The 23,710-nt window shown below is 37.3% G+C and carries 19 protein-coding genes and 1 CRISPR repeat array; of the genes, 10 read left to right on the forward strand and 9 right to left on the reverse strand.

The annotated features are described in order from the left end of the window. Positions 1 to 260 precede the first annotated feature (260 nt). Genes ydiJ through hemH form a run of 3 tightly spaced genes read left to right on the forward strand, consistent with a single transcriptional unit; the run spans position 261 to position 4,731 of the window. Complete coding sequence (ydiJ, locus tag NYR30_RS06060) at positions 261 to 3,329, forward strand: D-2-hydroxyglutarate dehydrogenase YdiJ (RefSeq protein ID WP_302502329.1); 3,069 nt, start codon at positions 261 to 263, stop codon at positions 3,327 to 3,329. After that, on the forward strand, positions 3,329 to 3,760 hold the full coding sequence (locus NYR30_RS06065) for a hotdog fold thioesterase (RefSeq protein ID WP_066105379.1): 432 nt from the start codon (positions 3,329 to 3,331) through the stop codon (positions 3,758 to 3,760). The genes ydiJ and NYR30_RS06065 overlap by 1 nt, the downstream gene beginning before the upstream one ends. Before the next feature lie 2 nt (positions 3,761 to 3,762). Further along, complete coding sequence (gene hemH / locus NYR30_RS06070) at positions 3,763 to 4,731, forward strand: ferrochelatase (protein ID WP_302502332.1); 969 nt, start codon at positions 3,763 to 3,765, stop codon at positions 4,729 to 4,731. Positions 4,732 to 5,194: 463 nt separating this feature from the next. Here the strand turns inward: hemH and rsmC are convergent, their stop codons facing one another. Further along, on the reverse strand, positions 5,195 to 6,199 hold the full coding sequence (gene rsmC, locus NYR30_RS06075) for a 16S rRNA (guanine(1207)-N(2))-methyltransferase RsmC (protein ID WP_066422234.1): 1,005 nt from the start codon (positions 6,197 to 6,199) through the stop codon (positions 5,195 to 5,197). Positions 6,200 to 6,212: 13 nt separating this feature from the next. Continuing rightward, positions 6,213 to 8,246 carry a methionine--tRNA ligase gene (metG, locus tag NYR30_RS06080; RefSeq protein WP_082987475.1) on the reverse strand — a complete coding sequence of 678 codons (2,034 nt, stop codon included), beginning with the start codon at positions 8,244 to 8,246 and terminating at the stop codon, positions 6,213 to 6,215. A 226-nt stretch (positions 8,247 to 8,472) separates the two neighbouring features. Between metG and apbC the strand changes: the two genes are divergently transcribed. Beyond that, entirely contained in the window at positions 8,473 to 9,561 is a 1,089-nt protein-coding gene (gene apbC, locus NYR30_RS06085; RefSeq protein ID WP_231923856.1) for an iron-sulfur cluster carrier protein ApbC, read from the forward strand. A 67-nt stretch (positions 9,562 to 9,628) separates the two neighbouring features. On the opposite strand, the gene lptG is transcribed toward apbC, so the two are convergent. After that, entirely contained in the window at positions 9,629 to 10,699 is a 1,071-nt protein-coding gene (gene lptG, locus NYR30_RS06090; protein WP_066422237.1) for an LPS export ABC transporter permease LptG, read from the reverse strand. Between the two features lies 1 nt (position 10,700). Continuing rightward, positions 10,701 to 11,798 (reverse strand): LPS export ABC transporter permease LptF, encoded by a 1,098-nt coding sequence (gene lptF, locus NYR30_RS06095; RefSeq protein ID WP_066422238.1) that lies wholly within the window; start codon positions 11,796 to 11,798, stop codon positions 10,701 to 10,703. A gap of 182 nt (positions 11,799 to 11,980) precedes the next feature. Here lptF and pepA point away from each other — a divergent pair, with 182 nt between their 5' ends. Then, a complete protein-coding gene (gene pepA, locus NYR30_RS06100; RefSeq protein ID WP_066111435.1) occupies positions 11,981 to 13,486 on the forward strand; it encodes a leucyl aminopeptidase in 1,506 nt (501 codons plus the stop codon). A 49-nt stretch (positions 13,487 to 13,535) separates the two neighbouring features. Here the strand turns inward: pepA and folB are convergent, their stop codons facing one another. Continuing rightward, positions 13,536 to 13,898: a dihydroneopterin aldolase gene (folB, locus tag NYR30_RS06105; protein WP_302502338.1), complete on the reverse strand. Its 363-nt coding sequence runs from the start codon at positions 13,896 to 13,898 to the stop codon at positions 13,536 to 13,538. A 96-nt stretch (positions 13,899 to 13,994) separates the two neighbouring features. Between folB and plsY the strand changes: the two genes are divergently transcribed. Continuing rightward, the gene (gene plsY / locus NYR30_RS06110) at positions 13,995 to 14,603 is read left to right on the forward strand and encodes a glycerol-3-phosphate 1-O-acyltransferase PlsY (RefSeq protein WP_066111430.1); all 609 of its coding nucleotides are present in this window, start codon (positions 13,995 to 13,997) and stop codon (positions 14,601 to 14,603) included. 1 nt (position 14,604) lies between these two features. Here the strand turns inward: plsY and NYR30_RS06115 are convergent, their stop codons facing one another. The 4 genes from NYR30_RS06115 to NYR30_RS06130 all read right to left on the reverse strand — a co-directional run bounded on the left by NYR30_RS06115 (position 14,605) and on the right by NYR30_RS06130 (position 18,201). Further along, positions 14,605 to 15,345, reverse strand: a complete 741-nt coding sequence (locus NYR30_RS06115) for a TonB family protein (RefSeq protein ID WP_066111428.1) — start codon at positions 15,343 to 15,345, stop codon at positions 14,605 to 14,607. Continuing rightward, positions 15,345 to 15,734, reverse strand: a complete 390-nt coding sequence (gene exbD / locus NYR30_RS06120) for a TonB system transport protein ExbD (RefSeq protein WP_066111426.1) — start codon at positions 15,732 to 15,734, stop codon at positions 15,345 to 15,347. The genes NYR30_RS06115 and exbD overlap by 1 nt, the downstream gene beginning before the upstream one ends. 10 nt (positions 15,735 to 15,744) lie before the next feature. Continuing rightward, the gene (exbB, locus tag NYR30_RS06125) at positions 15,745 to 16,185 is read right to left on the reverse strand and encodes a TonB-system energizer ExbB (protein WP_066111424.1); all 441 of its coding nucleotides are present in this window, start codon (positions 16,183 to 16,185) and stop codon (positions 15,745 to 15,747) included. Positions 16,186 to 16,263: 78 nt separating this feature from the next. Further along, the gene (locus tag NYR30_RS06130; RefSeq protein ID WP_066111422.1) at positions 16,264 to 18,201 is read right to left on the reverse strand and encodes a TonB-dependent receptor domain-containing protein; all 1,938 of its coding nucleotides are present in this window, start codon (positions 18,199 to 18,201) and stop codon (positions 16,264 to 16,266) included. 475 nt (positions 18,202 to 18,676) lie between these two features. Between NYR30_RS06130 and csy1 the strand changes: the two genes are divergently transcribed. The 4 genes from csy1 to cas6f are packed head-to-tail and all read left to right on the forward strand — an operon-like array spanning position 18,677 to position 22,573. Further along, positions 18,677 to 19,987 carry a type I-F CRISPR-associated protein Csy1 gene (gene csy1 / locus NYR30_RS06135; RefSeq protein ID WP_066111420.1) on the forward strand — a complete coding sequence of 437 codons (1,311 nt, stop codon included), beginning with the start codon at positions 18,677 to 18,679 and terminating at the stop codon, positions 19,985 to 19,987. A 9-nt stretch (positions 19,988 to 19,996) separates the two neighbouring features. After that, positions 19,997 to 21,001 (forward strand): type I-F CRISPR-associated protein Csy2, encoded by a 1,005-nt coding sequence (gene csy2, locus NYR30_RS06140; RefSeq protein WP_066111418.1) that lies wholly within the window; start codon positions 19,997 to 19,999, stop codon positions 20,999 to 21,001. A 1-nt stretch (position 21,002) separates the two neighbouring features. Further along, complete coding sequence (gene csy3 / locus NYR30_RS06145) at positions 21,003 to 22,001, forward strand: type I-F CRISPR-associated protein Csy3 (RefSeq protein ID WP_066111417.1); 999 nt, start codon at positions 21,003 to 21,005, stop codon at positions 21,999 to 22,001. Positions 22,002 to 22,003: 2 nt separating this feature from the next. Beyond that, positions 22,004 to 22,573, forward strand: coding sequence for a type I-F CRISPR-associated endoribonuclease Cas6/Csy4 (gene cas6f, locus NYR30_RS06150; RefSeq protein WP_302502340.1), 570 nt, complete (start codon positions 22,004 to 22,006; stop codon positions 22,571 to 22,573). A gap of 137 nt (positions 22,574 to 22,710) precedes the next feature. After that, positions 22,711 to 23,698: a CRISPR direct-repeat array (repeat unit 28 nt; unit sequence CTTTACTGCCGCATAGGCAGCTTAGAAA). Positions 23,699 to 23,710: the final 12 nt, after the last annotated feature.

Consider the following 23,710-nt stretch of genomic DNA (forward strand, 5'->3'; position numbering starts at 1 on the left):
AATGAGATCCAGCTCACTTATTCGGTAACGCATATTATCGCTATTGATCAACTTAAAATCAAACATTTATTCTATTTTTGTTTAAAAAATCAACTTTTTTAGATTAAAAAGTTATCAATCATCTTTTGTGCTTTTATTTTTTTAAAATTTTTACTTAGATCCACTCCTAAACAAGGGATCTCGCATTCCTTTCTGGATTTTTATGTTAGTATAAACACCATTTATGCAAACAAATTAATATACAGAGGTAAAGAATTACTATGATCATTCCCTATTTGGCGAGTCAGCAACAACTCGATCCATTAGTAAATCAATATCTTACTCAATTAAGGCAACAAGGATTTCTCGGTGATATCGCCTCCCATTACGCAGATCGACTTTCTCTCGCTACCGACAATAGTGTTTATCAACAATTACCCCAAGCAATTCTTTTTCCGAAAGAAGTTGCTGATGTCGTAAGGCTAACTAAATTAGCCCAACGTGATGAATTTAAATCACTCAAATTCACCCCTAGAGGCGGCGGTACAGGAACCAATGGTCAATCTTTAAATAGCACCATTATTGTGGATCTTTCCCGCCATATGAACCAAATTCTCGAATTAAATGTAAAAGAACATTGGGTACGCGTACAAGCAGGTGTTGTTAAAGATCAATTAAACCGTTTTCTTAAGCCTCACGGTTTATTTTTTGCTCCAGAACTCTCCACCAGTAACCGCGCTACTATCGGTGGTATGGTTAATACCGATGCTTCCGGGCAAGGATCATTACAATACGGCAAAACATCTGATCATGTGATTGCATTACGTTCAGTGTTAATTAATGGAGATATTCTTGATACACAAGCAATTAGCTGTGATAACTTTGCTGAAAATATTGCACAAACCAATCTCTCGCAAACTGGTAAACAAATTCACCAACAAGTCGAACAATTGTGCCGCCAACATCGTCAGCAAATTCTGACACAATTACCACAATTAAATCGTTTTATCACCGGATACGACCTCAATCATGTATTTGATGCTGAACTTGCTCAATTTAATTTAAGTCGTATTTTAACTGGTTCAGAAGGTTCACTTGCTTTTGTTTGTGAAGCCAAACTTAACCTATTACCAATTCCGCAATATCGTACTTTAATCAATATTAAATATCGTTCCTTTGATGCTGCATTACGCCATGCACCAGCAATGGTTGCCGCTAAAGCGCTTTCCGTAGAAACAGTTGATTCCAAAGTGCTTAATTTAGCGAAACAAGACATTATTTGGCATTCGGTTTCCGACTTACTAAAAGAAGAAGATAACTCGCCGATTTTAGGGTTAAATATCGTTGAATACGCTGGCAATAATGAAAAATATCAACAACAGCAAGTAGTGCAACTTTGCCAACATTTAGATCAAGAGATCGCTAATCAACAAAATGATGTTATTGGGTACCAAGTTTGCACTGATTTAGTTTCAGTAGAAAAAATTTATGTGATGCGCAAAAAAGCGGTTGGTTTATTAGGTAATGCCAAAGGTCGCGCAAAACCAATTCCATTTGTTGAAGATACTTGTGTACCGCCGGAAAACCTCGCAGATTACATTACTGATTTTCGTGCTTTATTAGACAAACATCAGTTAGAATACGGAATGTTTGGACACGTTGATGCCGGTGTATTACACGTTCGCCCTGCATTAGATCTCTGCGACCCTGAACAAGTGAAGTTATTTAAATCTATTTCTGACCAAGTAGCGAATTTAACGCAACAATATGGCGGATTAATTTGGGGAGAACATGGTAAAGGTGTGCGTGGTGAATATAGTCGTCAATTCTTTGGTGATGAATTATGGCACGTGCTACAACAAATCAAGACACTCTTTGATCCAGAAAATCGCTTAAATCCAGGTAAAATTTGTACACCATTAGATTCTGATGCCAAATTATTTGAAGTACTTTCACCAATGCGTGCAGATTACGATCGTCAAATTCCAATCGCCATTAAAGATCAATTTGCCGGTGCAATGAATTGTAATGGTAACGGACTATGCTTCAATTTTGATGTGGACAGCGCTATGTGCCCATCAATGAAAATTAGTCGTAATCGTGTCTTTTCACCAAAAGGACGCGCTGCCTTAGTGCGTGAATGGCTACGTTTATTAGCACAAGCCAATGTTTCCGCTGAACAGTTAGATTTCAGAAAAAATGAGATTAAATTAACTGATTTAGTGGAAAAATTGCGTAATCGTTTCAGTAAAAAACATCAAGATGACTTTTCACACGAAGTCAAAGCGGCAATGGATACTTGTTTATCGTGTAAAGCCTGTGCTAGCCAATGTCCAATTAAAATTGATGTACCAGACTTTAAAGCGAAATTTCTTTACCTTTATCATCATCGCTACCCTCGTCCAATTAAGGATTATGTGGTTGCTAATGTGGAAAATGTCGCGCCATTAATGGCTAAAGCACCTGTATTTTTTAATGCAATCACCACAAATCCACTAGTAGAACAAGTAGCGCGTAAATATATTGGTATGGTCGCATTGCCACAACTTTCTGTACCATCGCTACAAAAACAATTAGTGGAAATTAATTATAAAGATCGTTCATTAGAACAATTAGAACAGTTACCGCTTAAGCAACGAGAAAAAATGCTCTTTATTGTGCAAGATCCTTTCACCTCTTTTTATGATGCAAAAGTAGTAGCTGATTTTGTCCGTTTAAGCAAAAAACTCGGTTTTGACCCAATCGTATTACCATTTAAACCTAATGGTAAAGCACAACACGTTAAAGGTTTCTTAACTCGTTTTAGTAAAACTGCGCGTAAACAGGCGGAAGCATTAAACCGAATTGCCAAACTCGGCATACCTTTAGTTGGTGTTGATGCTGCTGTTGTGCTTTCTTATCGTGATGAATATCGTCAAGTACTTGGTGAAAAACGCGGTAATTTCGCTGTTTTAACTTCTCAAGAATGGCTGTCACAAGTATTAACTTCTATTGAAACACGTCATTCTGAAAACGAAAATCCGCACACTTGGTATCTTTTCCCACATTGTACGGAAAGTAGTTTATTACCAAATAGTAGCAAAGCGTGGCAATCCATTTTTGCTAAATTTGGTGAAAAATTAGAAGTAGTATCCGTCGGTTGTTGCGGTATGGCAGGTACATTCGGTCATGAAACTGTTCACGAAGAAACGTCAAAAGCGATCTATCAGCTCTCTTGGGAGAAGAAATTGCAAGATAAAGACTTAGATCACTGTTTAGTGTCTGGTTATTCTTGCCGTAGTCAAGTGAAACGTATGCAACACCAAATTAGTAAACACCCATTACAAGGATTGTTGGAGATTTTAAATTAATGGAAATTTGGAAAAAAAAATTTACGCTTGAAGACTTAAATCAAGCAAACAAAAACACTGCTGCCGAACAACTTGGGATTGAATTTATCGCTTATGGCGATGATTGGATGGAAGCAGCCTTAACCGTAGATCATCGTAATTGCCAACCAGTAGGGTTGCTGCATGGCGGTTCTTCAGCACTATTAGCTGAAACTGTTGGTTCTTATGCAGGTTTTTGTGCTTGTGAAGAGGGTAAAGGCATTGTTGGTGTGGAGATCAATGCCAATCACCTCAAAGCAATGAAAATGGGCGAACGTGTAGTGGCGCGAGCAACGCCATTACACATTGGTAGAACCTTACACGTTTGGCAAATTAATATTACAGACTCACAACAACGTCTTTGTTGTCAAAGCCGTTTGACCTTAGCTGTATTGGATCAAAACAAAGAGTAATTATGTCTGCAACTAAAATTGGCGTTTTATTGGTAAATTTAGGTACGCCAGATAAACCAACAACTACCGCCGTAAAACGCTATTTACGTCAATTTTTAACTGATCCTCGTGTGATTGATTTACCACGTTGGCAATGGCTGCCTTTGCTTAATTTGATAATTTTGCCAAAACGTGCACCGCGTGTCGCGAAACTGTATCAACAAATTTGGCAAGCTGAAGGGTCTCCTTTACTGACAATTAGTCAGCAACAGAAAATAGCACTACAACAACGTTTTGACTTACAACAGCAAAATGTGGTGGTGGAGCTGGCAATGACTTATGGTAATCCATCTATTACCGCAGCATTGACTAAACTCTATCAAGCTAAAGTTGAACGAATAATCTTATTACCGCTTTATCCGCAATATAGCAGTACTACGACAGCTTCTGTGTTAGATACCTTTTATAAAGCATTGCAGCAACAGCGCTGTATCTTGCCGTTTGATGTGATTTTTTCTTACCACAATCATCCTCTATATATCGCTGCTTTAGCAAAGTCAGTAGCACAATATAAGCAAGCTGATGAACACTTGTTGATCTCTTTCCATGGTATTCCTGTACGTTATCGACAGGAGGGGGATTATTACCCTAATCATTGCCAACAAACTGCTGACGCCTTGGCTCAGCAGCTGAATTTATCAAATGATCAATGGACACTGAGTTACCAATCACGTTTCGGTAAAGAGGAATGGCTACAACCTTATACCGATGAAACTTTGCTGAGTTTACCTAAGCGAAACATCAAAAAGGTTGCTGTTATTTGTCCCGGTTTTGCCGCAGATTGTTTAGAAACCTTAGAAGAGATTGCGCAAGAAAATAAACGTTATTTTTTGCAAGCTGGTGGCGAGAGTTATCGTTATATTCCAGCCTTAAATGCTGATAGCGATCATATTGAGCTGTTATATCAATTAATTGATGAAAAGCTAAGCTAAAAACATAGCGTATAAAGGTGAATTTATACGCTATTTCAGCTTATTGACAAAGTCAATTATAAAACTTTTAGCTAAATTATTTCTTATCTAAAATTTAGGTTTCGCCCTAAAGGGCGACTTCATATTATTCGCAAGTGAACTTCATTCACTTACTCACCCTACGGGTTGTTGCAAGCAACGTTCAAAAAGCTAACGCTTTTTGTCATTGCTTGTGCAAAGAAAATGAAGCAAAAGAAAGCACACCCTCGCACTCTTGCTAATCCTCATTCCAATAAGATTTTCCGGGCGGCAAAAAAAGAGATTTTTCTCGCAAGCTCGAAAAATTGACAGTTTTTTTTGCCCTGAAAATCTTATTTGCATTCGGGCAAGAGTGAGAGGGAACCCAAAGCTATCTTATAGAGTTTTGACAAAATTTAGATTTGTCGGCAGTCTGAAAAATAGCGCATAAAGGTGAATTTATACACTATTTCCGCTTATACACTTGATAGACTTTGAATTTCCCAGTTTTCGCTAATACTTGATGCGAGCCAAAATAACGATCCAATAAATCAGGATAAGGGAGAAAAGCGTTCGCAACGATGCGTAGTTCGCCACCAAAATTAAGATGATTCTTCGCCTCACGAATTAAATTTTCCACTGCATCATATGCAGTATCTAACCCGGAATGAAATGGTGGATTAGAAATAATTAAATCAAATTTATCCGTAACTTCTGAAAATACATCACTAGCAAATACTTCTCCGACTAGCTGATTTTGCAGCAATGTTTCCGTTGCTGAAGCGATCGCCATTGCGTGAATATCCGTCATCGTTAAGGTAATTCTAGGATTACGTTTCTTCAGATATGCACCAATCACGCCGGCTCCACAACCAACATCTAACACTTTACCACTGATCGACTCTGTTAAAGTATTTAATAACAATGCAGTACCTTGATCCAATTCAGCTGCACTAAATACTCCCGGCAAAGCGTAAATGGAAAGATCCGCTAGTTTTTCCGCACGATATTGCCGCCACCATTTAGCTACATCAAAAGTCGGAATATGTTGTAAGGTAAAATGGTACAAACTACAACGTCGTGCGGAATCAATTTTGGCAATCTCTCCTAATTCCGCACAAAAAGTTTCCGCTGAACGCACACCGCTACGATTTTCCCCAACAATTAATACATTCTGCCCTACTGGCGCTTGTGACAAGATTTGCTGTAATTGAAATTGGCACTCTTGTTTATTCTTTCCCCAATAGAAAACAATGTAATCTTCGCCTTGATACTCCGCTTGCAAAGCAAAAGTGGTTGCTAATTTTGCTCGTTTGACATAATCAAAATAGCTACTGACTACTCGCACTTGCTGCGCAGTTTGTTGGCATTCATAAGGAAAATCATCTTGTACATTGCCTAAAAACAGTATTCGCTTTGCTGCGAATACTGCTAGGTGACGCTGCAATACTTGGCTTTCAGCTGTAAACATAACGTTATCCCTACTATTTTACTCTCATTCCTGGTTTTGCACCTTCATCTGGATTGAGAATAAAGAGATCGCTACCGCCTGGACCTGCTGCTAATACCATTCCTTCTGATACGCCAAATTTCATTTTACGTGGTGCTAAATTTGCCACCATTACCGTCAAACGTCCTTCCAATTCTTCTGGTTTATAAGCAGCTTTAATTCCAGCAAATACTTGCCGAGTTTCGCTACCAATATCTAAAGTGAGTTTCACCAATTTATTCGCTTCTGGCACTGCTTCCGCTTTAACAATTTTCGCTACTCGTAAATCAATTTTCGCAAAATCATCAATTGAAATCGTTTCTGCGATCGGTTCAACATCAGCTGCTGGTTTCGCAGCTTGCGCTGCTGGTGCATTCACTGCGGCATTTTCTGCTTTAGAAGCTTCAATTAAGGCTTCAATTTTGCTCATTTCTAAACGGCTAAATAATGCTTTAAACGGTTCAATTTGATGATCCAATAATGGTGTTGATAAACTTGCCCATTGTAACTGATCATTTAAGAACGCTTCCGCACGTTCTGCTAATTGCGGTAGTACCGGTTTTAAATAGCCCATTAACATACGGAATAATTGAATGCCCATTGAGCATACTTCGTGTAACTCTTGTGCACGCGCTTCATCTTTAGCAATCACCCAAGGCGCCATTTCATCAACATATTTATTCGCTTTATCACATAAATTCATGATTTCACGAATTGCCTTGTTAAACTCACGATTTTCATAATATTGCGCAATTTGTTCAGATTGCTGGCAAAACTCTTGCCACAATGCTTCATCATGTAAACGAGCTGCTAATTTTCCGGCAAAACGTTTTTGGATAAAGCCGGCATTACGGCTCGCCAAATTCACCAATTTATTCACAATATCGCTATTCACACGTTGCACGAAATCTTCTAGATTTAAATCCAAATCATCAATGCGGTTGCTAAGTTTTGCTGCATAGTAATAACGTAAACATTCTGGATCTAAATGATTTAAATAGGTTTTCGCTTGAATAAAGGTACCACGAGATTTCGACATCTTCTCGCCATTTACGGTGACATAACCATGCACAAAAATATTGGTTGGCTTACGATAACCAGAACCTTCTAACATTGCCGGCCAGAATAAACTATGGAAATAAACAATATCTTTACCAATAAAATGATATAACTCAGTATTGCTGTCTTTATTCCAGAAATGGTCAAAATCAATGCCTTTGCGAGAGCATAAATTTTTGAACGATGCCATATAACCAATTGGTGCATCTAACCAAACATAGAAATATTTGCCTGGCTGGTTTGGAATTTCAAAACCAAAATATGGTGCATCACGCGAAATATCCCATTGTTGCAAGCCAGACTCAAACCACTCCATCATTTTATTTGCCACTTCTGATTGCAAAGTACCAGACTTAATCCAGCCTTTTAACATCTCTTCAAAGACCGGTAAATCAAAGAAGAAATGCTCAGATTCTTTTAATACTGGAGTTGCACCTGATACCACAGAACGTGGGTTAATCAATTCAGTTGGGCTATATGTTGCAGAACAGACTTCACAGTTATCGCCGTATTGATCTTCCGCTTTACATTTCGGGCAAGTCCCTTTCACAAAGCGATCTGGCAAGAACATACTTTTTTCTGGATCAAAAAGTTGTGAAATAGTGCGACTTTTAATAAAGCCATTCTCTTTCAACTTAGTATAGATAGTGCTTGATAATTCTTGGTTTTCCGGACTATGTGTTGAGTAGTAATTATCGTAACTAATATTAAAACCAGAAAAAGAAGAAATATGTTGTTGCTGTACATCGGCAATCAATTGTTCTGGTGAAATTCCCATTTGATCAGCTTTTAGCATAATTGGCGTACCATGCGCATCATCGGCACAAACAAAGTAAATTTCGTTGCCACGCATTCTTTGGAAACGTACCCAAATATCCGCTTGAATATGTTCAAGCATATGGCCTAAATGAATCGGGCCATTAGCATAAGGCAATGCACAAGTAACAAGTATTTGACGACAGCTAGACATAATTTTTCCTTCTACAAAAATCGTTCGTTCTCATTTAAAAATAACGGCTAATGTTACTCCATTACCCTTTTTTTTTCCAGTTCAGTAACGCCATCGAGTAACTTTCAACCGCAAGATGACTTTTCTCTTAACAGTTGCTTGCTTGCGTGGTTAAATAGGCGGGCAAATTTAATCTCTACAACAAAAGGATCAATAAATGAGCAGTTTGAATTTTACTTTTTCCAATATGGATGAAGCACTAGCTCAGCAAATCGCTGATAAAATTCGCCAATTCCAACATCCTACCCTGCAAAAAGATTTATTAAGTTTAAAAGCATTAAAAAAACTTTCTCTAGAAAATAATAAATTACAGATCACGCTAACAATGCCATTTGCGTGGAATAGTGGTTTTGCCGATTTAAAACAAGCCTTAACCAATGAACTCGCGCAATTAGCCAACGTAAATGAAGTTGAATGGCAGCTTAATTATCAAATTGCCACATTGAAACGTGCTAATAATCAACCGGCAGTGAACGGTGTCAAAAATATTATTGCCGTTACTTCAGGTAAAGGTGGTGTCGGTAAATCCACTACTGCTGTTAATTTAGCCTTAGCATTACAAGCACAAAGGGTAAAAGTCGGTATTCTTGATGCTGATATTTATGGCCCATCTATTCCTTATATGTTAGGAGCAGAAGGACAACGCCCAACCTCACCTGATAATCAACATATGGTGCCTATTGTTGCGCATGGTCTAAAATCCAACTCTATCGGTTATTTAATGGAAGCAGATAGCGCGACAATTTGGCGTGGCCCAATGGCAAGCAGCGCATTAAGCCAATTATTAAATGAAACTTGGTGGAGTGATTTGGATTATCTTGTGATTGATATGCCTCCTGGTACAGGCGATATTCAATTAACCTTGTCACAACAAATTCCAGTCACTGGCGTATTAGTGGTAACGACACCACAAGATATTGCTTTACTTGATGCGATTAAAGGAATTGCAATGTTTAAACGCGTTTCTGTGCCGGTATTAGGTATTATTGAAAATATGAGCGTGCATATTTGTGCCAACTGTGGTCATCATGAAGCGATTTTTGGTACTGGTGGCGCTGAAAAAGTAGCACAAAAATATGATATTAAATTGCTTGGGCAACTACCTTTGCATATTCGCCTACGTGAAGATCTTGATCAAGGTAAACCGACCGTTATTGCTGCGCCTGATCATGAAATTACCCAAGCGTTTCTTGCCTTAGCACAAACTGTTGCTGCTGAACTTTATTGGCAAGGTGAAACCATTCCGGCGGAAATTATGATTCGTGAAGTGAAATAATCTTTTCTATACGACATAAAAAAGGTTTCGGATCTATAAAATTCGAAACCTTTTCTTTTAACTCGAATTAATGGCGTTTATGCACCATCAACCACCAAATAATTACCGCAAAAAAGACACTCGGCGCTAACGCACCAATAATTGGTGGGATACTATAAACCAGACTTAATGGGCCGAAAACTTCATCTAATACATAAAAAGTAAAGCCGCAACAGATCCCTGTCACAACTCGCACACCCGGCGTTACACTGCGTAATGGGCCGAAAATAAAAGATAACGCTAGTAACATCATCACGCTAATCGAAATCGGTTGTAAAATTTTACGCCAATAGGTTAATTCAAACGTTTTCGTATCTTGCCCTGTTGATTTCAAAAATTGAATATATTCCGATAAACCGCTAATCGACAACATACTTGGCCGTAATGACACGATGCCTAGCTTATCTGGTGTAATGCTGGTTTGCCAAAGCTGATTAAGATAATTTTTATTAACCACTTTATCTTCATTGAGCAAAGATTCTGACACTTGATTAAAGCACCATTGATTATTTTGATAAACAGCACGATTCGCTTGGCTCAATTTTTTTAAATTGCGTTGATCATCAAATTGATAGATATAAATTCCTTCTAATTCATTCTCTTTCGGTACATTTTGAATATAAACAAAACTATTGCCATCTTTCGCCCAAACCGAACCTTTTACCGATAATAATGAGCCACCAGTCAAGGATTTATAACGCATTTCACGCGCAAATTGCTCCGTTTGCGGAATTCCCCATTCGCCTAACGCCATATTCAAAATAATTAGCGGAATTGCTGTTTTCATTACCGCCATACCAATTTGGAAGCGAGAAAAACCTGATGCTTGCATCACCACTAATTCACTATTGGAAGCTAAAGTACCTAAACCGATTAATGCTCCCAACAATGCTGCCATTGGGAAGAAAGTTTCGATATCTTTTGGAATAGTTAATAAGGTATAAGCAACCGCTTTTAACGTATCGTAATTACCCTCGCCAATCGCACGAAATTGTTCGACAAATTTGATGATCGCTGACAGCCCTACTAATAAAAATAGAACAATAAAAATTGTGGCTAAAATAGTTTTGCCGATATAACGATCTAAAGCATTAAACATACTAACCTCTTACTACTTTGCGTTTAAACGGCTGTAACATTTTTGCTCTTACCGTTGGAGAATTTAAAAAGATACCTAACACCAAAAACGCGATATTAACGGCAATCATCCAATAATGTGCCGATAACTTGCCATTAATTCCTGCCGTTTTTAGCGAACTTTGTAATAAGAAATAAATTAAATAGAGCAATAGCGCTGGCAATACCTTTGCAAAACGCCCTTGGCGCGGATTAACCTTACTTAACGGAATAGCGATTAACATCATTAACGGTACAGCGAGGAATAAGCTAATCCGCCATAACATTTCCGCTTTCGCTTTCGTCGAATGATCCGCTAATAAAGTATAGCTATCTTGCATATCTAAATCCGTTTCATCACTTTGCGCCTGATTAAAAGCAAGAAATGCTAAATAGTCAGTAAAATGAGTAATACGGAATTCTGGTAAAGTGGCACTTCCTTCAAAACGTTCGCCATTTTTTAATGCTAAGACTTGACCACCATCGGCTGCGGTAGTGAAATTACCTTGTTCGGCAACGACGACTGACGGTTTCACTTTACCAACTTGTTTCGTTTGGAAGAGGTAAATATCCGAAAGTTCATCACCTTTTACCTTTTCAACAAATAAGACAAAATCACCTTTACTCGATGAGATAAATTGCCCTGGTGTAATTGCGGAAGCACTTGGATTCGCTTTCGCATTTTCCACTACTTCAACTTGTTTTTTTAATGCCCAAGGAGTGAGATAAAGTGAATTGTAGGCGGCGACACCTGCGGTTAGAATCGATAACAATAAACCCACTTTGATCAAGGTTTCCGGCCCAACTCCACACGCCTGCATTACGGTAACTTCACTTTCACTATAAAGACGACCTAATGTTAGTAATAAGGCAAGAAATAGACTTAAAGGCAGCATCAATTGCGCCATTGTTGGCATACCTAACCCTAAAAGCGGCAAAACCACATCCACTGGCACATTGCCATTGACGGCAGAACCAAGGACTCGGACTAGTTGCTGTGCTAAAAAGATGACTAATAAAATGAATAAAATAGCCAGTTGGCTCTTTAATGTTTCTCTAATTAGATATTTTGTTAAAATCACGTCGTTTGGCCTATGTTTTCTCTTTATTTTTACTTGATTTTTTTACAAAAAACGATACTTTAAAAGACCATTTTATCTTGATTATGCTGCTTTGTTTTTCCACCAAAACATAATTTTCAGCGGCATATAATACCTTGTTTCAATGCCTAACAACAATAGAAATCATAATTAAGGATGTGAATATGGAATTTAGCGTCAAAAATGGCAGTATTGAGAAACAACGCACTGCTTGTTTAGTCGTTGGTGTATTTGAACCTCGTCGTCTTTCAAGTTCAGCGGAACAACTGGACATTATCAGCGAAGGCTATATTAGTGCATTATTGCGACGTGGCGATATTGAAGGAAAAGTTGGGCAAACTTTGCTGCTGCACCATGTTCCAAACATCTCTGCAGATCGCATTTTACTCGTTGGTTGTGGTAAAGAGCGTGAATTAAATGATCGTCAATATAAGCAGATTATTCAACAAACTGTGAAAGTATTAAATGATACCGGTTCAATGGAAGCAGTTTGTTATTTAACTGGGTTACATATTAAAGGGCGTAATACTTATTGGAACGTCCGTTTTGCTGTCGAAGCGGCACAAGAAACACTTTATAGCTTTAATGATTTTAAGAGCATTAAACCTGAAATTCGCCGCGAATTGCGTAAAATTGTCTTTAATGTGCCATCTCGCCGCGAATTGCCGTTAGCTGAAAGCGCGATTCAACATGCAGTTGCTATTAGCGCAGGAATTAAAGCCACTAAAGATCTGGCGAATACACCACCAAATATTTGTACACCACGTCATCTTGCCGATAAAGCCATTGAATTAGCGCAAACTTATGATGCTATCCAAAGTCATGTGGTTGATGAACAACAAATGGCAAAATTGGGAATGAAATCTTATCTTGCGGTTTCACAAGGTGCTCGCAATGAAGCTTTTATGTCGATTATTGAATTTAAGAACAATCCTGATCCACAAGCAAAACCGATTGTTTTAGTCGGTAAAGGATTAACTTTTGACTCTGGTGGTATTTCAATTAAGCCTGCTGCTGGTATGGACGAAATGAAATATGATATGTGTGGTGCAGCAGCGGTTTATGGCGTAATGAAAGCTGTAGCAGAATTGAATCTACCGCTCAATATTATTGGCGTCTTAGCGGGTTGTGAAAATATGCCTGGTGGTAATGCTTACCGCCCAGGTGATATTTTAACGACAATGTCAGGCTTAACCGTAGAAGTGTTAAATACTGATGCGGAAGGGCGTTTGGTGTTGTGCGATGCGCTAACTTATGTAGAGCGTTTTGAGCCAGAAACTGTAATTGATATTGCTACCTTAACCGGCGCTTGTGTTGTAGCGTTAGGCAGCGTAAATAGCGGTTTCTTCTCGTCTGTAAATACCTTAGCTAATGAATTGCAAAATGCCGCTGATCTTTCAACAGATAAGGCGTGGCGTTTACCAATGAACGAAGAGTATAACGAATTATTAAAATCTAATTTTGCTGATTTAGCGAACGTCGGTGGACGTTGGGGTGGCGCCGTTACTGCCGCTTGTTTCTTAGCTAATTTCACCAAAAAATATAATTGGGCACATTTAGATATCGCGGGAACTGCTTGGCAACAAGGTGCTAACAAAGGAGCAACCGGTCGCCCAGTTTCGCTCTTAGTTCAATTCTTGTTAAATCGTGCTAATGTGAAATTTGAATAGTTGTAAAGGCTGTATAGGAAAGGGAAAGTTTTATCACTTTCCCTTTCTTTTATGCCGTAAAACTCTTCTCAACCACAATGCCAACTGATTTGGCTTGCGCCACTGCATCAGGCTTTCTTAATTTTAGTCGAATATGTTGAATATGAAATTGCTGATGAAGCTGTTCTATCACTTCATAAGCTACTCGTTCAATTAGCGAAAAAGCACGTTTTTCAACATAATTTAGGATAAATTCGCTCACTTCCGCGTAATTTAGGCAATATTGTACATCATCGGTTCTGGCTGCTTGTTCACTATCCCAAGCCATTTCAATATCAAAAATTAGTTTTTGTTTGATCTTTTGTTCCCAATCATACACGCCAATTTGGGTAAATACGGTTAGTTCCTCAATAAAAATATACTCTTTTGACATTGAAGTTTTTCCTTTTTTCAGCACAAATTAAGGTGCTTATATTACCAATTTTCAGTACAATAAGCGAAAGCTAAAATGCGTAAAAAGGAAAATGATATGAGCTTATTTGCTATTTGTTATATGTTAATCGCCTATCTTATTGGTTCGATTTCTAGTGCAATTATTCTCTGTAAGCTTTTTAATCTTCCTGATCCGCGCGAAAATGGCTCGCATAATCCCGGCGCAACAAACGTATTAAGAATTGGTGGTCGTTTACCCGCTTTGTTAGTACTTGTTTTTGATATTCTCAAAGGTATGCTGCCTGTTTGGCTTGGTTATTATTTGCACCTTACTCAATTTGAGTTGGGAATGGTCGCTTTAGGGGCGTGTTTAGGACATATTTTCCCAATTTATTATCAATTTCGTGGTGGTAAAGGTGTGGCAACAGCTTTTGGTGCTATTGCGCCGATCGGTTGGTCTGTTGCAGGTTTTATGTTGGGGGTTTGGCTATTAATTTTTCTCGCTACCGGCTATTCATCTTTAAGCGCCGTTGTTGCAGCATTAACTATTCCTTTTTATGTTTGGTGGTTTAAGCCTGAATTTACTTTTCCTACGGCTTTGGTTTGTTGTCTTCTTATCTATCGCCATCACGATAATATTCAACGTTTATGGCGAGGACAAGAAGACAAAATGTGGGATAAATTGAAAAATAAGAAAAAACAATAAATTATCGCAGCATAAATTTAATTGGAATTTTCTGTTCTGATGACAATCCTGCCGGTCGAGCGCCAACACTTCTTGATTGCGAAACAGCATCTAACGCTAATTGATCCAGTTCATCATAACCAGATGATCGATGTAAACGGACATTTTGGATCGAACCATCATTCATCAAACTAAATTCAACTACCACAGTACCTTGACGACGCAGCATTCTTGCACGCTGTGAATAACGTTTATGACGTTCTATTTCTTGACGCAATGCAGAACGATACGCTGCCAATTCATCACTACTTGCACCCAAACCTTGTAAATTTTGTTGCTGGGTGGTTACCGGTGCGCCTTGTGCTTTAGATTGAATCTGCGGCTGCGCTTTCATTGGTTTAGCTTCCGGTTTACGGTGATGGTGTTTTCTTTTCTTTTCGACTTTTTTTGGGCGCTCAATTTCTTTCTTCGGTTGTTCAAGCTCTTTTTTTACCGTTGGATCAGCTACCACTTCTTGTTTAGGTTCTTCTTTTACCGGTTCAGGCTCTGGCTGCGGTTCAATGGGTTCATCTACTTTCTCTTCGACCTTCTCTTCTGGTAACACATTGGCGGTTAATAATTCCATCGAAATTGTTGGCGAGAGTTCTCCACTAACGCTATTTGCAGTCTGATCACGATCAAATGACCAAACTGCACCAGCAAATAATGCGCTATAAATTACAATCGTTACGTAAAAGGCGGGTTTAGTGTAATGTGCTGCCACTATTTTTCTCCCTTATCTTTTACCGTTACAATGGCGACATTTTTAATTTCATTCTTGCCCAATAAATCAGTAATCGTAACAAATTCTTGGAATGTTGCTTCTGAATCCACTTTTAAGGTTACTTTTTGCGATTTATCCCAAGTTGCCACCTCTTTTTCTAATGACGCTTTATCAATCGGTTTATCATTAAAATAAAGCTGACCATCTTTAGTAACAGTCAATAATTTGGCCAATTCATCTGATTTAAAGGCGACTGTACTGCTCGCTTTTGGCACATTCACTTTTATTTTGCCTTGAGAAATAAACGATGCAGTAATTAATACTATCGCCAGTAACACCAACATAATATCAATAAAAGGGATAATATTAATTTCATCAAACTTTTTCATATACTGCCTATTAATTTTCTTGAAGTGATTTCCATTGCAAGCGTTTAACTTCTACTTTTCTGCCTAAACCGTTGTAGAACATCATTGATGGAATAGCGACAAGAATCCCTACTGCGGTAGCTTTTAATGCCAATGAAAGGTGCAACATAATTGCGCTGGCATCAATATCACCGCCAGATTGTCCTAACTGATAAAACGTTAAGAGGATACCGATAACAGTCCCTAATAACCCAACATAAGGCGCATTAGCACCAATAGAAGAAATAATCGTGAGATGTCGTGTAAGATCGATTTCTAAATCGTGGATATTTTGATATTTCTTAATATCAATTTTGTTTAAAAAGAAAAAACGCTCAATCACCATCCACACCATAATAAAGCTCATCAACGCTAACAGCCCTAAAATAATGTAATCGATATATTGTTCTAAAAAGCGAAACAAATTGTCCATTTTTGCTCTTCCCTTAAAAAGAAATAAATATAAGGCACAAATTTGCACCTTATATTTTTGTTACACACAGAGGTTTAATTAAAATTTATATGAAATGGTAAATTTATAGTTACGGCCTAGTTCGTTGTCTACCGAGCTATAATATTGAGTACTTTGATCTTTATAGACTTTATTAAACACATTATCTATACCGGCTGTTAGCTCTAAATTTGGCAATTGTGCTGGTGACCATGTAGCATATAAATTGCTAACAGAATAGCTCTCTTTATTAACTAGAGAAGTTGCTCTGCTACGTAAATCAATACCGCGTACCCAAATAGTATTCCATCCCATTTCTAATTGAGTATTTGGTACTTTATAACTTAATCCTAAAGTATAACGATCGCCGGTATCTGGGAATGCTGCATAATCATGGTTATCCACTTGTTTACTTCTTGCTCTTGCATAAGTGACATGTGCAGTAATATTGTTGATACTATATTTTGCAGATGCTTCAACACCTTGAAGCACTACTTTACCTAAATTAGCATAAATACTACCTCTACCACGTGGATTTGAAATAGATTGGCTAATGTTATCGTAGTGTGTATTAAAATATTTAGCTGTAAAAGTTAGTGCGCCATCATTATTGAACAATTGATCTACTGCATAACTAAAACCAACTTCTTTATTGTCACCTTTAGTTGCTTCTAAGCTCTTATCGTAGGTTAAACGGTTAGTACCACGTAATACAATTTCTCCGGCATCTGGGCCTTTAAACAATTCTGTATAATTTGCAAATGCAATTAAATTATCTGTTAGCGCATATTTTAAGCCTAATGCTTTAGAAACACGGCTAAAGCTTTTATCAAAATCATCAGATAATTTAGCTGTGTAGTAATCATATCTAACACCAGGAATAATACTTAATGCCCCAAACGCAATTTGATCTTCCAAATAAATAGAGGTATTAGATAATTTTGCATCATCTATATCAGCTCCTAATTTTTGGGAAGTAGTATGATAATATTCACCACCTACAGTAATTGTATGATGTGTTGCTCCTACATCTAATTCTGATTTATTCGATAATGTACCGCCATACGTTTTCACTTTTGTTTTTGGTGAGCCCATCGCAGTAGTTTTAGTGTCTGTTGTATACGCATTCACTTTAAAATTAACTAACGGATTTGCACTCGGAGCATAACCATAACCTAATGTATAAGTGTTACGTTCAATATCAGTGTATGCTTTATCTGGATTAGATGGATTTTCACCAAGACATTGAGCCATATTGGCGCGGAAACAACTAAATGCGGTATTAATATAATGTTCTGCCGATGCCTTGATCCATTGCTCTTTGTTAACATTATATTTTGCTTTTAATAAATAATTTTGTAGCTTACCTTTATTAGCATTCTCAACGCCTGCACCATCCTCATTATTTTCTTGATGGCGATAGTTGAAATACCCCAATAAATCTAAATCACCAGCACGTCCATATAATGTTGTCATTGCTTGGTTAGAGTCACCATTCGTACCGTAGCTCCATTTCATCTTCGCGCCAAAGTTTTCACCTTGTCTTAATAAATCTGCAGCATCAACTGTTTCAAAGCGAATTGCACCACCTAAAGAGCCTGCACCATTAATAATAGAATTTGAACCTACATCAATATCTACACGCTTTAATATTTCAGGATCAATACCATAGTTACCAGAATGATGGAAAGCATAACCATTTTGTCTTGCACCATCGACAGTAATTGCTAAATATTCTTCACTAACACCACGAATATTATAACGTTGTACAACAGAACGAGCTCCATTAACATTTACTCCTGGAATACCGCGTAATACATCAGCCATACTTGTAGCTTGACGTACTTTAACAGCATTTCCCATTTTCAAATTTTCTTTTTGTGGAGAAATGTTATCACTAACCACTTCAATAGCATCTAAATTGCTATTGTCATCTGCAACAGCTATACCACTAATTAATGCCGCAAACGGTAATAATACAAATGTTGTTTTCTTCATTATTAAATTGCTCCTTATGTTATATATAAGTGTAGTAAAAAAGTGATCTTTATCAAATAATGAGAACTATTATCATTAAATAATTTTCTTTTTCAAGATCTTTTTAAGAATTATTCTCATTTAAAATTAAAAGCTAAATTACCCTTGTATTTTTGTTTTTAAGATTGATGAGATGAAATAGGGAACAAAGCAATGGCAAAGAAAAAAGAAGCTGAAAACTTTTGAAGATTCCAGCTTCTTTAGTTGGTAGGAACTACTTGTGCAGTAGTGAAGACATTTTAAAATTGACTATTTTTTAAGCTACCTGTTCGGTAGAATTTTGAAATATTAACGAACTTAGTACTGATTTGCAAACTTCACTATTCAAGCCAAGTTATATATAACCATAGTAAATTTTAAAATTTATTTTGACAAGGCAAGAAATATGACTATTATAAAGACTAAACAGTACATTACTCTAAACTTGAGGTTCATTATGATAGTTCAAGATAAAATAAACCAATTTCTATGGGAACAATACACTAAGAAATCAGAATCACCGCAGAAAAAAAGGAAAAAAACAACTTCAAATGATGAAATTACCAAGCTGGATAATGAAATAGAAAAGATAAAAAAAAAGTATGAAGCAGAATTCTGGATCAGTGATGCAGCCAATAAAATGACCAAGCAATTAACCTTTCCAACACATCATTCAAAAGGTGTTCATCCTGATTCAAAAGGTGATAATGTCAACTTTCGAGATCAAAATACTATTTCCCATTCTTTTGTTGGCTCACACTTAATTTCCGAATCAATACTTGATGCAACCGGGAATGCTGCCGCACTGCCGTTAGCCGCCTTTTTTAATATTGTTATTGATGAAGAGAAAAATATACTTTTACGGGATCTGTTATTAGAGGATTCCCCATTACTCAAAGGTGCTTTTGCCGATGATGAAGAATTATCCGAACAATATAAACGGCAGTTTCAACAAGCACTAATTGGAGAAATCAAACAACCCATTACATACGGAAAGAATAAACAGTTGTTATGGCCTAACAGCGCTCAAGCCATTAAAAATGATGATTATACTTGTATTGTTCCACTTTACCCTGCCAAATTAACTAATTTTATTTACAACAAGATCCAAACTATTCATTATTCTGAAGAAAACAAAACAGCAAAGGAAAATCGTAAAAAAGAAAATGTCACTCAACAGAGTTATACATTACTTAATAACTTAGCTGTGATTCGGCTCGGTGGGAGCAATCCTCAGAACGTATCAATCTTAAACTCAGCACAAGGTGGTAAACACTATCTTCTCCCTTCACTGCCACCGATTTTCTCCTCTCCATATACATCAACCACCAATACTATCTTTAACAATGATCTGTACTGGCAGTGTAAACCTTTATTCCAAGATTTATTTGAGGTTGTTTTAGCTGAAAAAAATATTTATCCAGAACGTGACAAGCGTAAAGAAGCTATCAATCAAATTGCCGAAGTTGTCCTTAGTATTGCCGAGCTTTATCAACAACGTGATGCAGGTTGGAGTAAAGATTATCAACATTTCAACCAAGACCAAAAATATTGGCTGGATCCAAAGCGTGCAGATTTAGAAGGGGAAGAAAACTTTAAAACCGAATTTGAAAAAGAAGACTGGCAAGATCAAGTCGCTGAACAATTTGCAGGCTGGGTGAATTTTCATCTACAGAAACGTTTCCCGGAGATTGAACAGGATTTTTCAACTGCAGAAGCGAATGAATGGCGCAGAGTCTTTAAACGTATCCTAAGAAGAAAAGGTTAGGAGTCTTTTATGTCACAAGCAAACTTTTATCTCTTGTTTAAGCATATTGAAATTAAACAAGCTAATGCAATCTCAAGCCCATTAACTTATGGTTTCCCAGCCATTGGCGGTTTTGTTGGTGCAGTACATAATTTAAGTCGAAAAATGCAAGCGTATTACCCTGATGCTGCACTCAATGGTGTGTTAATTGCTTGCAACCATTACCAATTACAAGCTTATCGCCCACATCATTATGCCGATTACACTTTTAGCCAAACACGTAATCCATTATTAAAAGATGGTAGTTCACCTGCTTTTGTTGAGGAAGGAAAAATTCATCTTACTGTTAGTTTAGTGGTAGAAGTTAGTACTTCAGAAGATCTACAAGATACCTTAAAAGATCAACAACAAGCTGAAAAATTCACCAAAACGCTTTCAACCTTGTTACTGCAACAAAGAATTGCTGGAGGTAGTGTCTTTCATATTGGAAATACTAAACTATTTCCACTCTCTGGTAGCGATGAAATTACTCGTCAATTACAACCAGCTTTTGTTTTGATGGATGCTAAACAAGATCTTATTGCGATTACCAAAGAGCTACAAACAGGTATCAAACATCAAGTGTTATTTAATGAAGTTTGCCCTATGAAAAACGAGCAAGATCAGCCTGTACCGTCGCATTATCAACCAAATCCAAAAGCTACGGCATTAGACGCCTTATTTGAAGTCGCTTGTTTACATCATATTCCAACAAAATCTGAAAAAAATACTACCACATGGGATTTAAGTAGTGTTAAAGAAGAACGTGGCTGGCTAGTTCCGATTCCTATTGGTTACCAAGGTATTTATCCATCTTTTCAACCTAATGAGTTGCAACACTGCCGTAATCCACAATATCCAAGCCAATATGTAGAAACTATCTATAGCTTAGGTAAATGGGTATTTCCATACCGCTTAAAAGATCAATTTGAACAATGTTTCTGGCGTTACACCACCCCAGAAGAAAACCTCTATTTATATCAACAAGGAGCATAAAATGAGTAAATTAACCACTGCTAGTGTACTTGCTTTTGAACGTCGCTTAGATATTTCTGATGCAATATTTTTCCAAAAATCAGCATCTTCTGACAAATTATCACCAGTAAAAATTACCGAAAAAGCAGTACGAGGGACAATTTCTAATCGTTTAAAAAATGCAATCGCTAATGATCCAACTAAATTAGATGCCGAAATTCAGAAACCTAATTTGCAAACTGTTGATGTTGCTGCATTAGACTACAATAAAGATATTTTAGTCGTGCGATGGAGCTGTAAAGTTCTTCCGTTTGAGGGAAAACCTAATGTTTGTAATAATCCAAAGTATCAAGAGGCATTAGAAGCAACTGTACAGGATTACCTTAAAAACGTCGGCATCAGAACATTAGCATCCCGCTATGCCTACAATATAATTAATGCACGTTGGCTATGGCGTAATCGAATGAGTGCAGAAAAGATTGATATTAAAGTCACAATTGATGATAAAACTTTAGAATTTCCTAATGTGAAATCTCTTTCTTTTAATAGCTTTGATTACCAAAATGAGCAATTAACTCAACTCATTGATTATATTGAGAAAGGATTTAAAGGTGAGCAATATGTCTTCATTCAGGTACAAGCAGAAGTGAAAATGGGTGAAGGACAAGAAGTTTACCCATCTGAAGAACTAGTATTAGACAACTCAACCTCAAATAGAAAGAGTAAAATTCTTTATCAAGTGAGCAATATTGCTGGAATGCATTCGCAAAAAATTGGAAATTCAATTCGTACTATTGATACTTGGTACACTGAAAATGCAACATTTCCTATTGCAATTGAACCTTATGGTGCAGTGACTAATTTGGGAACAGCTTTTCGCCAACCTAAACAAAAAATGGACTTTTATACCCTATTTGATAATTGGGTATTAAAAGACGATAAACCTAAATTAGAACAACAACATTATGTTATTGCTGTATTAATTCGTGGTGGTGTTTTTGGTGCCAGCGGTAAGGAATAGATATGAGTCAGCTCACACACTATATTGAATTGGAAGCTATTCCTCAGCTAGAAATTAGACACTCTGAAGTCATGGCTTATGCAATGCAAACATTACATAGCATATTGCCATTTTTTGATGGGCGTGTTGGTTTGGGTTTTCCTCAATATCACCGTAATTATGGCTTAGGATGGAAAATTCGTATTTTTGGTTCAGAAATGGATTTAAATTTTCTTTCTTTACAGCTTGAACCTTTACGCAATTATTTTCTAATTAAGGAAATCGCTCTTGTTCCTGAACAAGCTACTGCAGTTCGTTTTCAACGCATACAGCATAAAGGAAATAGTGCCTTACGTCGTGCAGAAAGACGCATGAGAGAAAGAGGTAATTTTTCTGCTGATATTCTAGAAAATATGCGTCTAAAACAGCAAGAAACACAACTTTATCCACATGTCTTTCTTAAAAGCGCTAGTACACGCCAGAACAAGATGTTACTTGAGATTAAGCGTGTTGTGTGCCAAAAACACAACGAGGGGCAATTTACTGGATATGGGCTAAGTAAAGACGCAACTGCAACGATACCTCATTTTTAATTTGAAACCCTTTTTTTACAGAATAAATATATTCATTTAAAATCAATGAGTTATATTTATAGCTAAAAAAAGGGTATTTTTATTCAAACTGTTCTTTAATAGTATATCTGCCTAATCTGAAGAGAATATAATCTCTACTTTACTGCCGCATAGGCAGCTTAGAAAGTTATTGTCATAAATTACTGTACCAACTACGGCTTTACTGCCGCATAGGCAGCTTAGAAATATCAAATCGTTGATTATTGATGCGATTTTGTCTTTACTGCCGCATAGGCAGCTTAGAAAGAATTATTAAAGAAAAATGCGTTTTATGCATACTTTACTGCCGCATAGGCAGCTTAGAAATAGCCCAGTACGAGGTATCTATTATCAAAGTGCTTTACTGCCGCATAGGCAGCTTAGAAAAATTTCTTCTCTGGTTCAAATAAAATTTCGGTCTTTACTGCCGCATAGGCAGCTTAGAAAATTAAATCAAGAACAGAAAAAAAACTATCAAGCTTTACTGCCGCATAGGCAGCTTAGAAATTGATGGAAAAGCTCTTGATGTGGCATTGTTACTTTACTGCCGCATAGGCAGCTTAGAAAGTATGGATAAACCCATTGATAACTTGATGAATCTTTACTGCCGCATAGGCAGCTTAGAAAAGAAACATTGAGTACCTTGATTGATATTGAAACTTTACTGCCGCATAGGCAGCTTAGAAAACCCCAGCCATTGAACTCGCATTTTTAGCTAACTTTACTGCCGCATAGGCAGCTTAGAAATAAAAACAAACGGGAAAACAGACACGGACAAACTTTACTGCCGCATAGGCAGCTTAGAAAGGCTGAACGTCAATGGCTGATCGTGTTTTTTGCTTTACTGCCGCATAGGCAGCTTAGAAACAGAAGATCTAAATAAGATCTCAAACCCAGATCTTTACTGCCGCATAGGCAGCTTAGAAATTGGCTAGACGCTTACAACAAAATATCTGACACTTTACTGCCGCATAGGCAGCTTGGAAAAAACGCCATACTACTACCCTAAAAACATTTGCCTTTACTGCCGCATAGGCAGCTTAGAAATCGTGCGCTCGGTTGCTGAATCTCAAAAGCAACTTTACTGCCGCATAGGCAGCTTAGACCAAAATCTCTTTT

The organism is Gallibacterium salpingitidis, from assembly GCF_030517105.1.
Lineage (GTDB): Bacteria > Pseudomonadota > Gammaproteobacteria > Enterobacterales > Pasteurellaceae > Gallibacterium > Gallibacterium salpingitidis.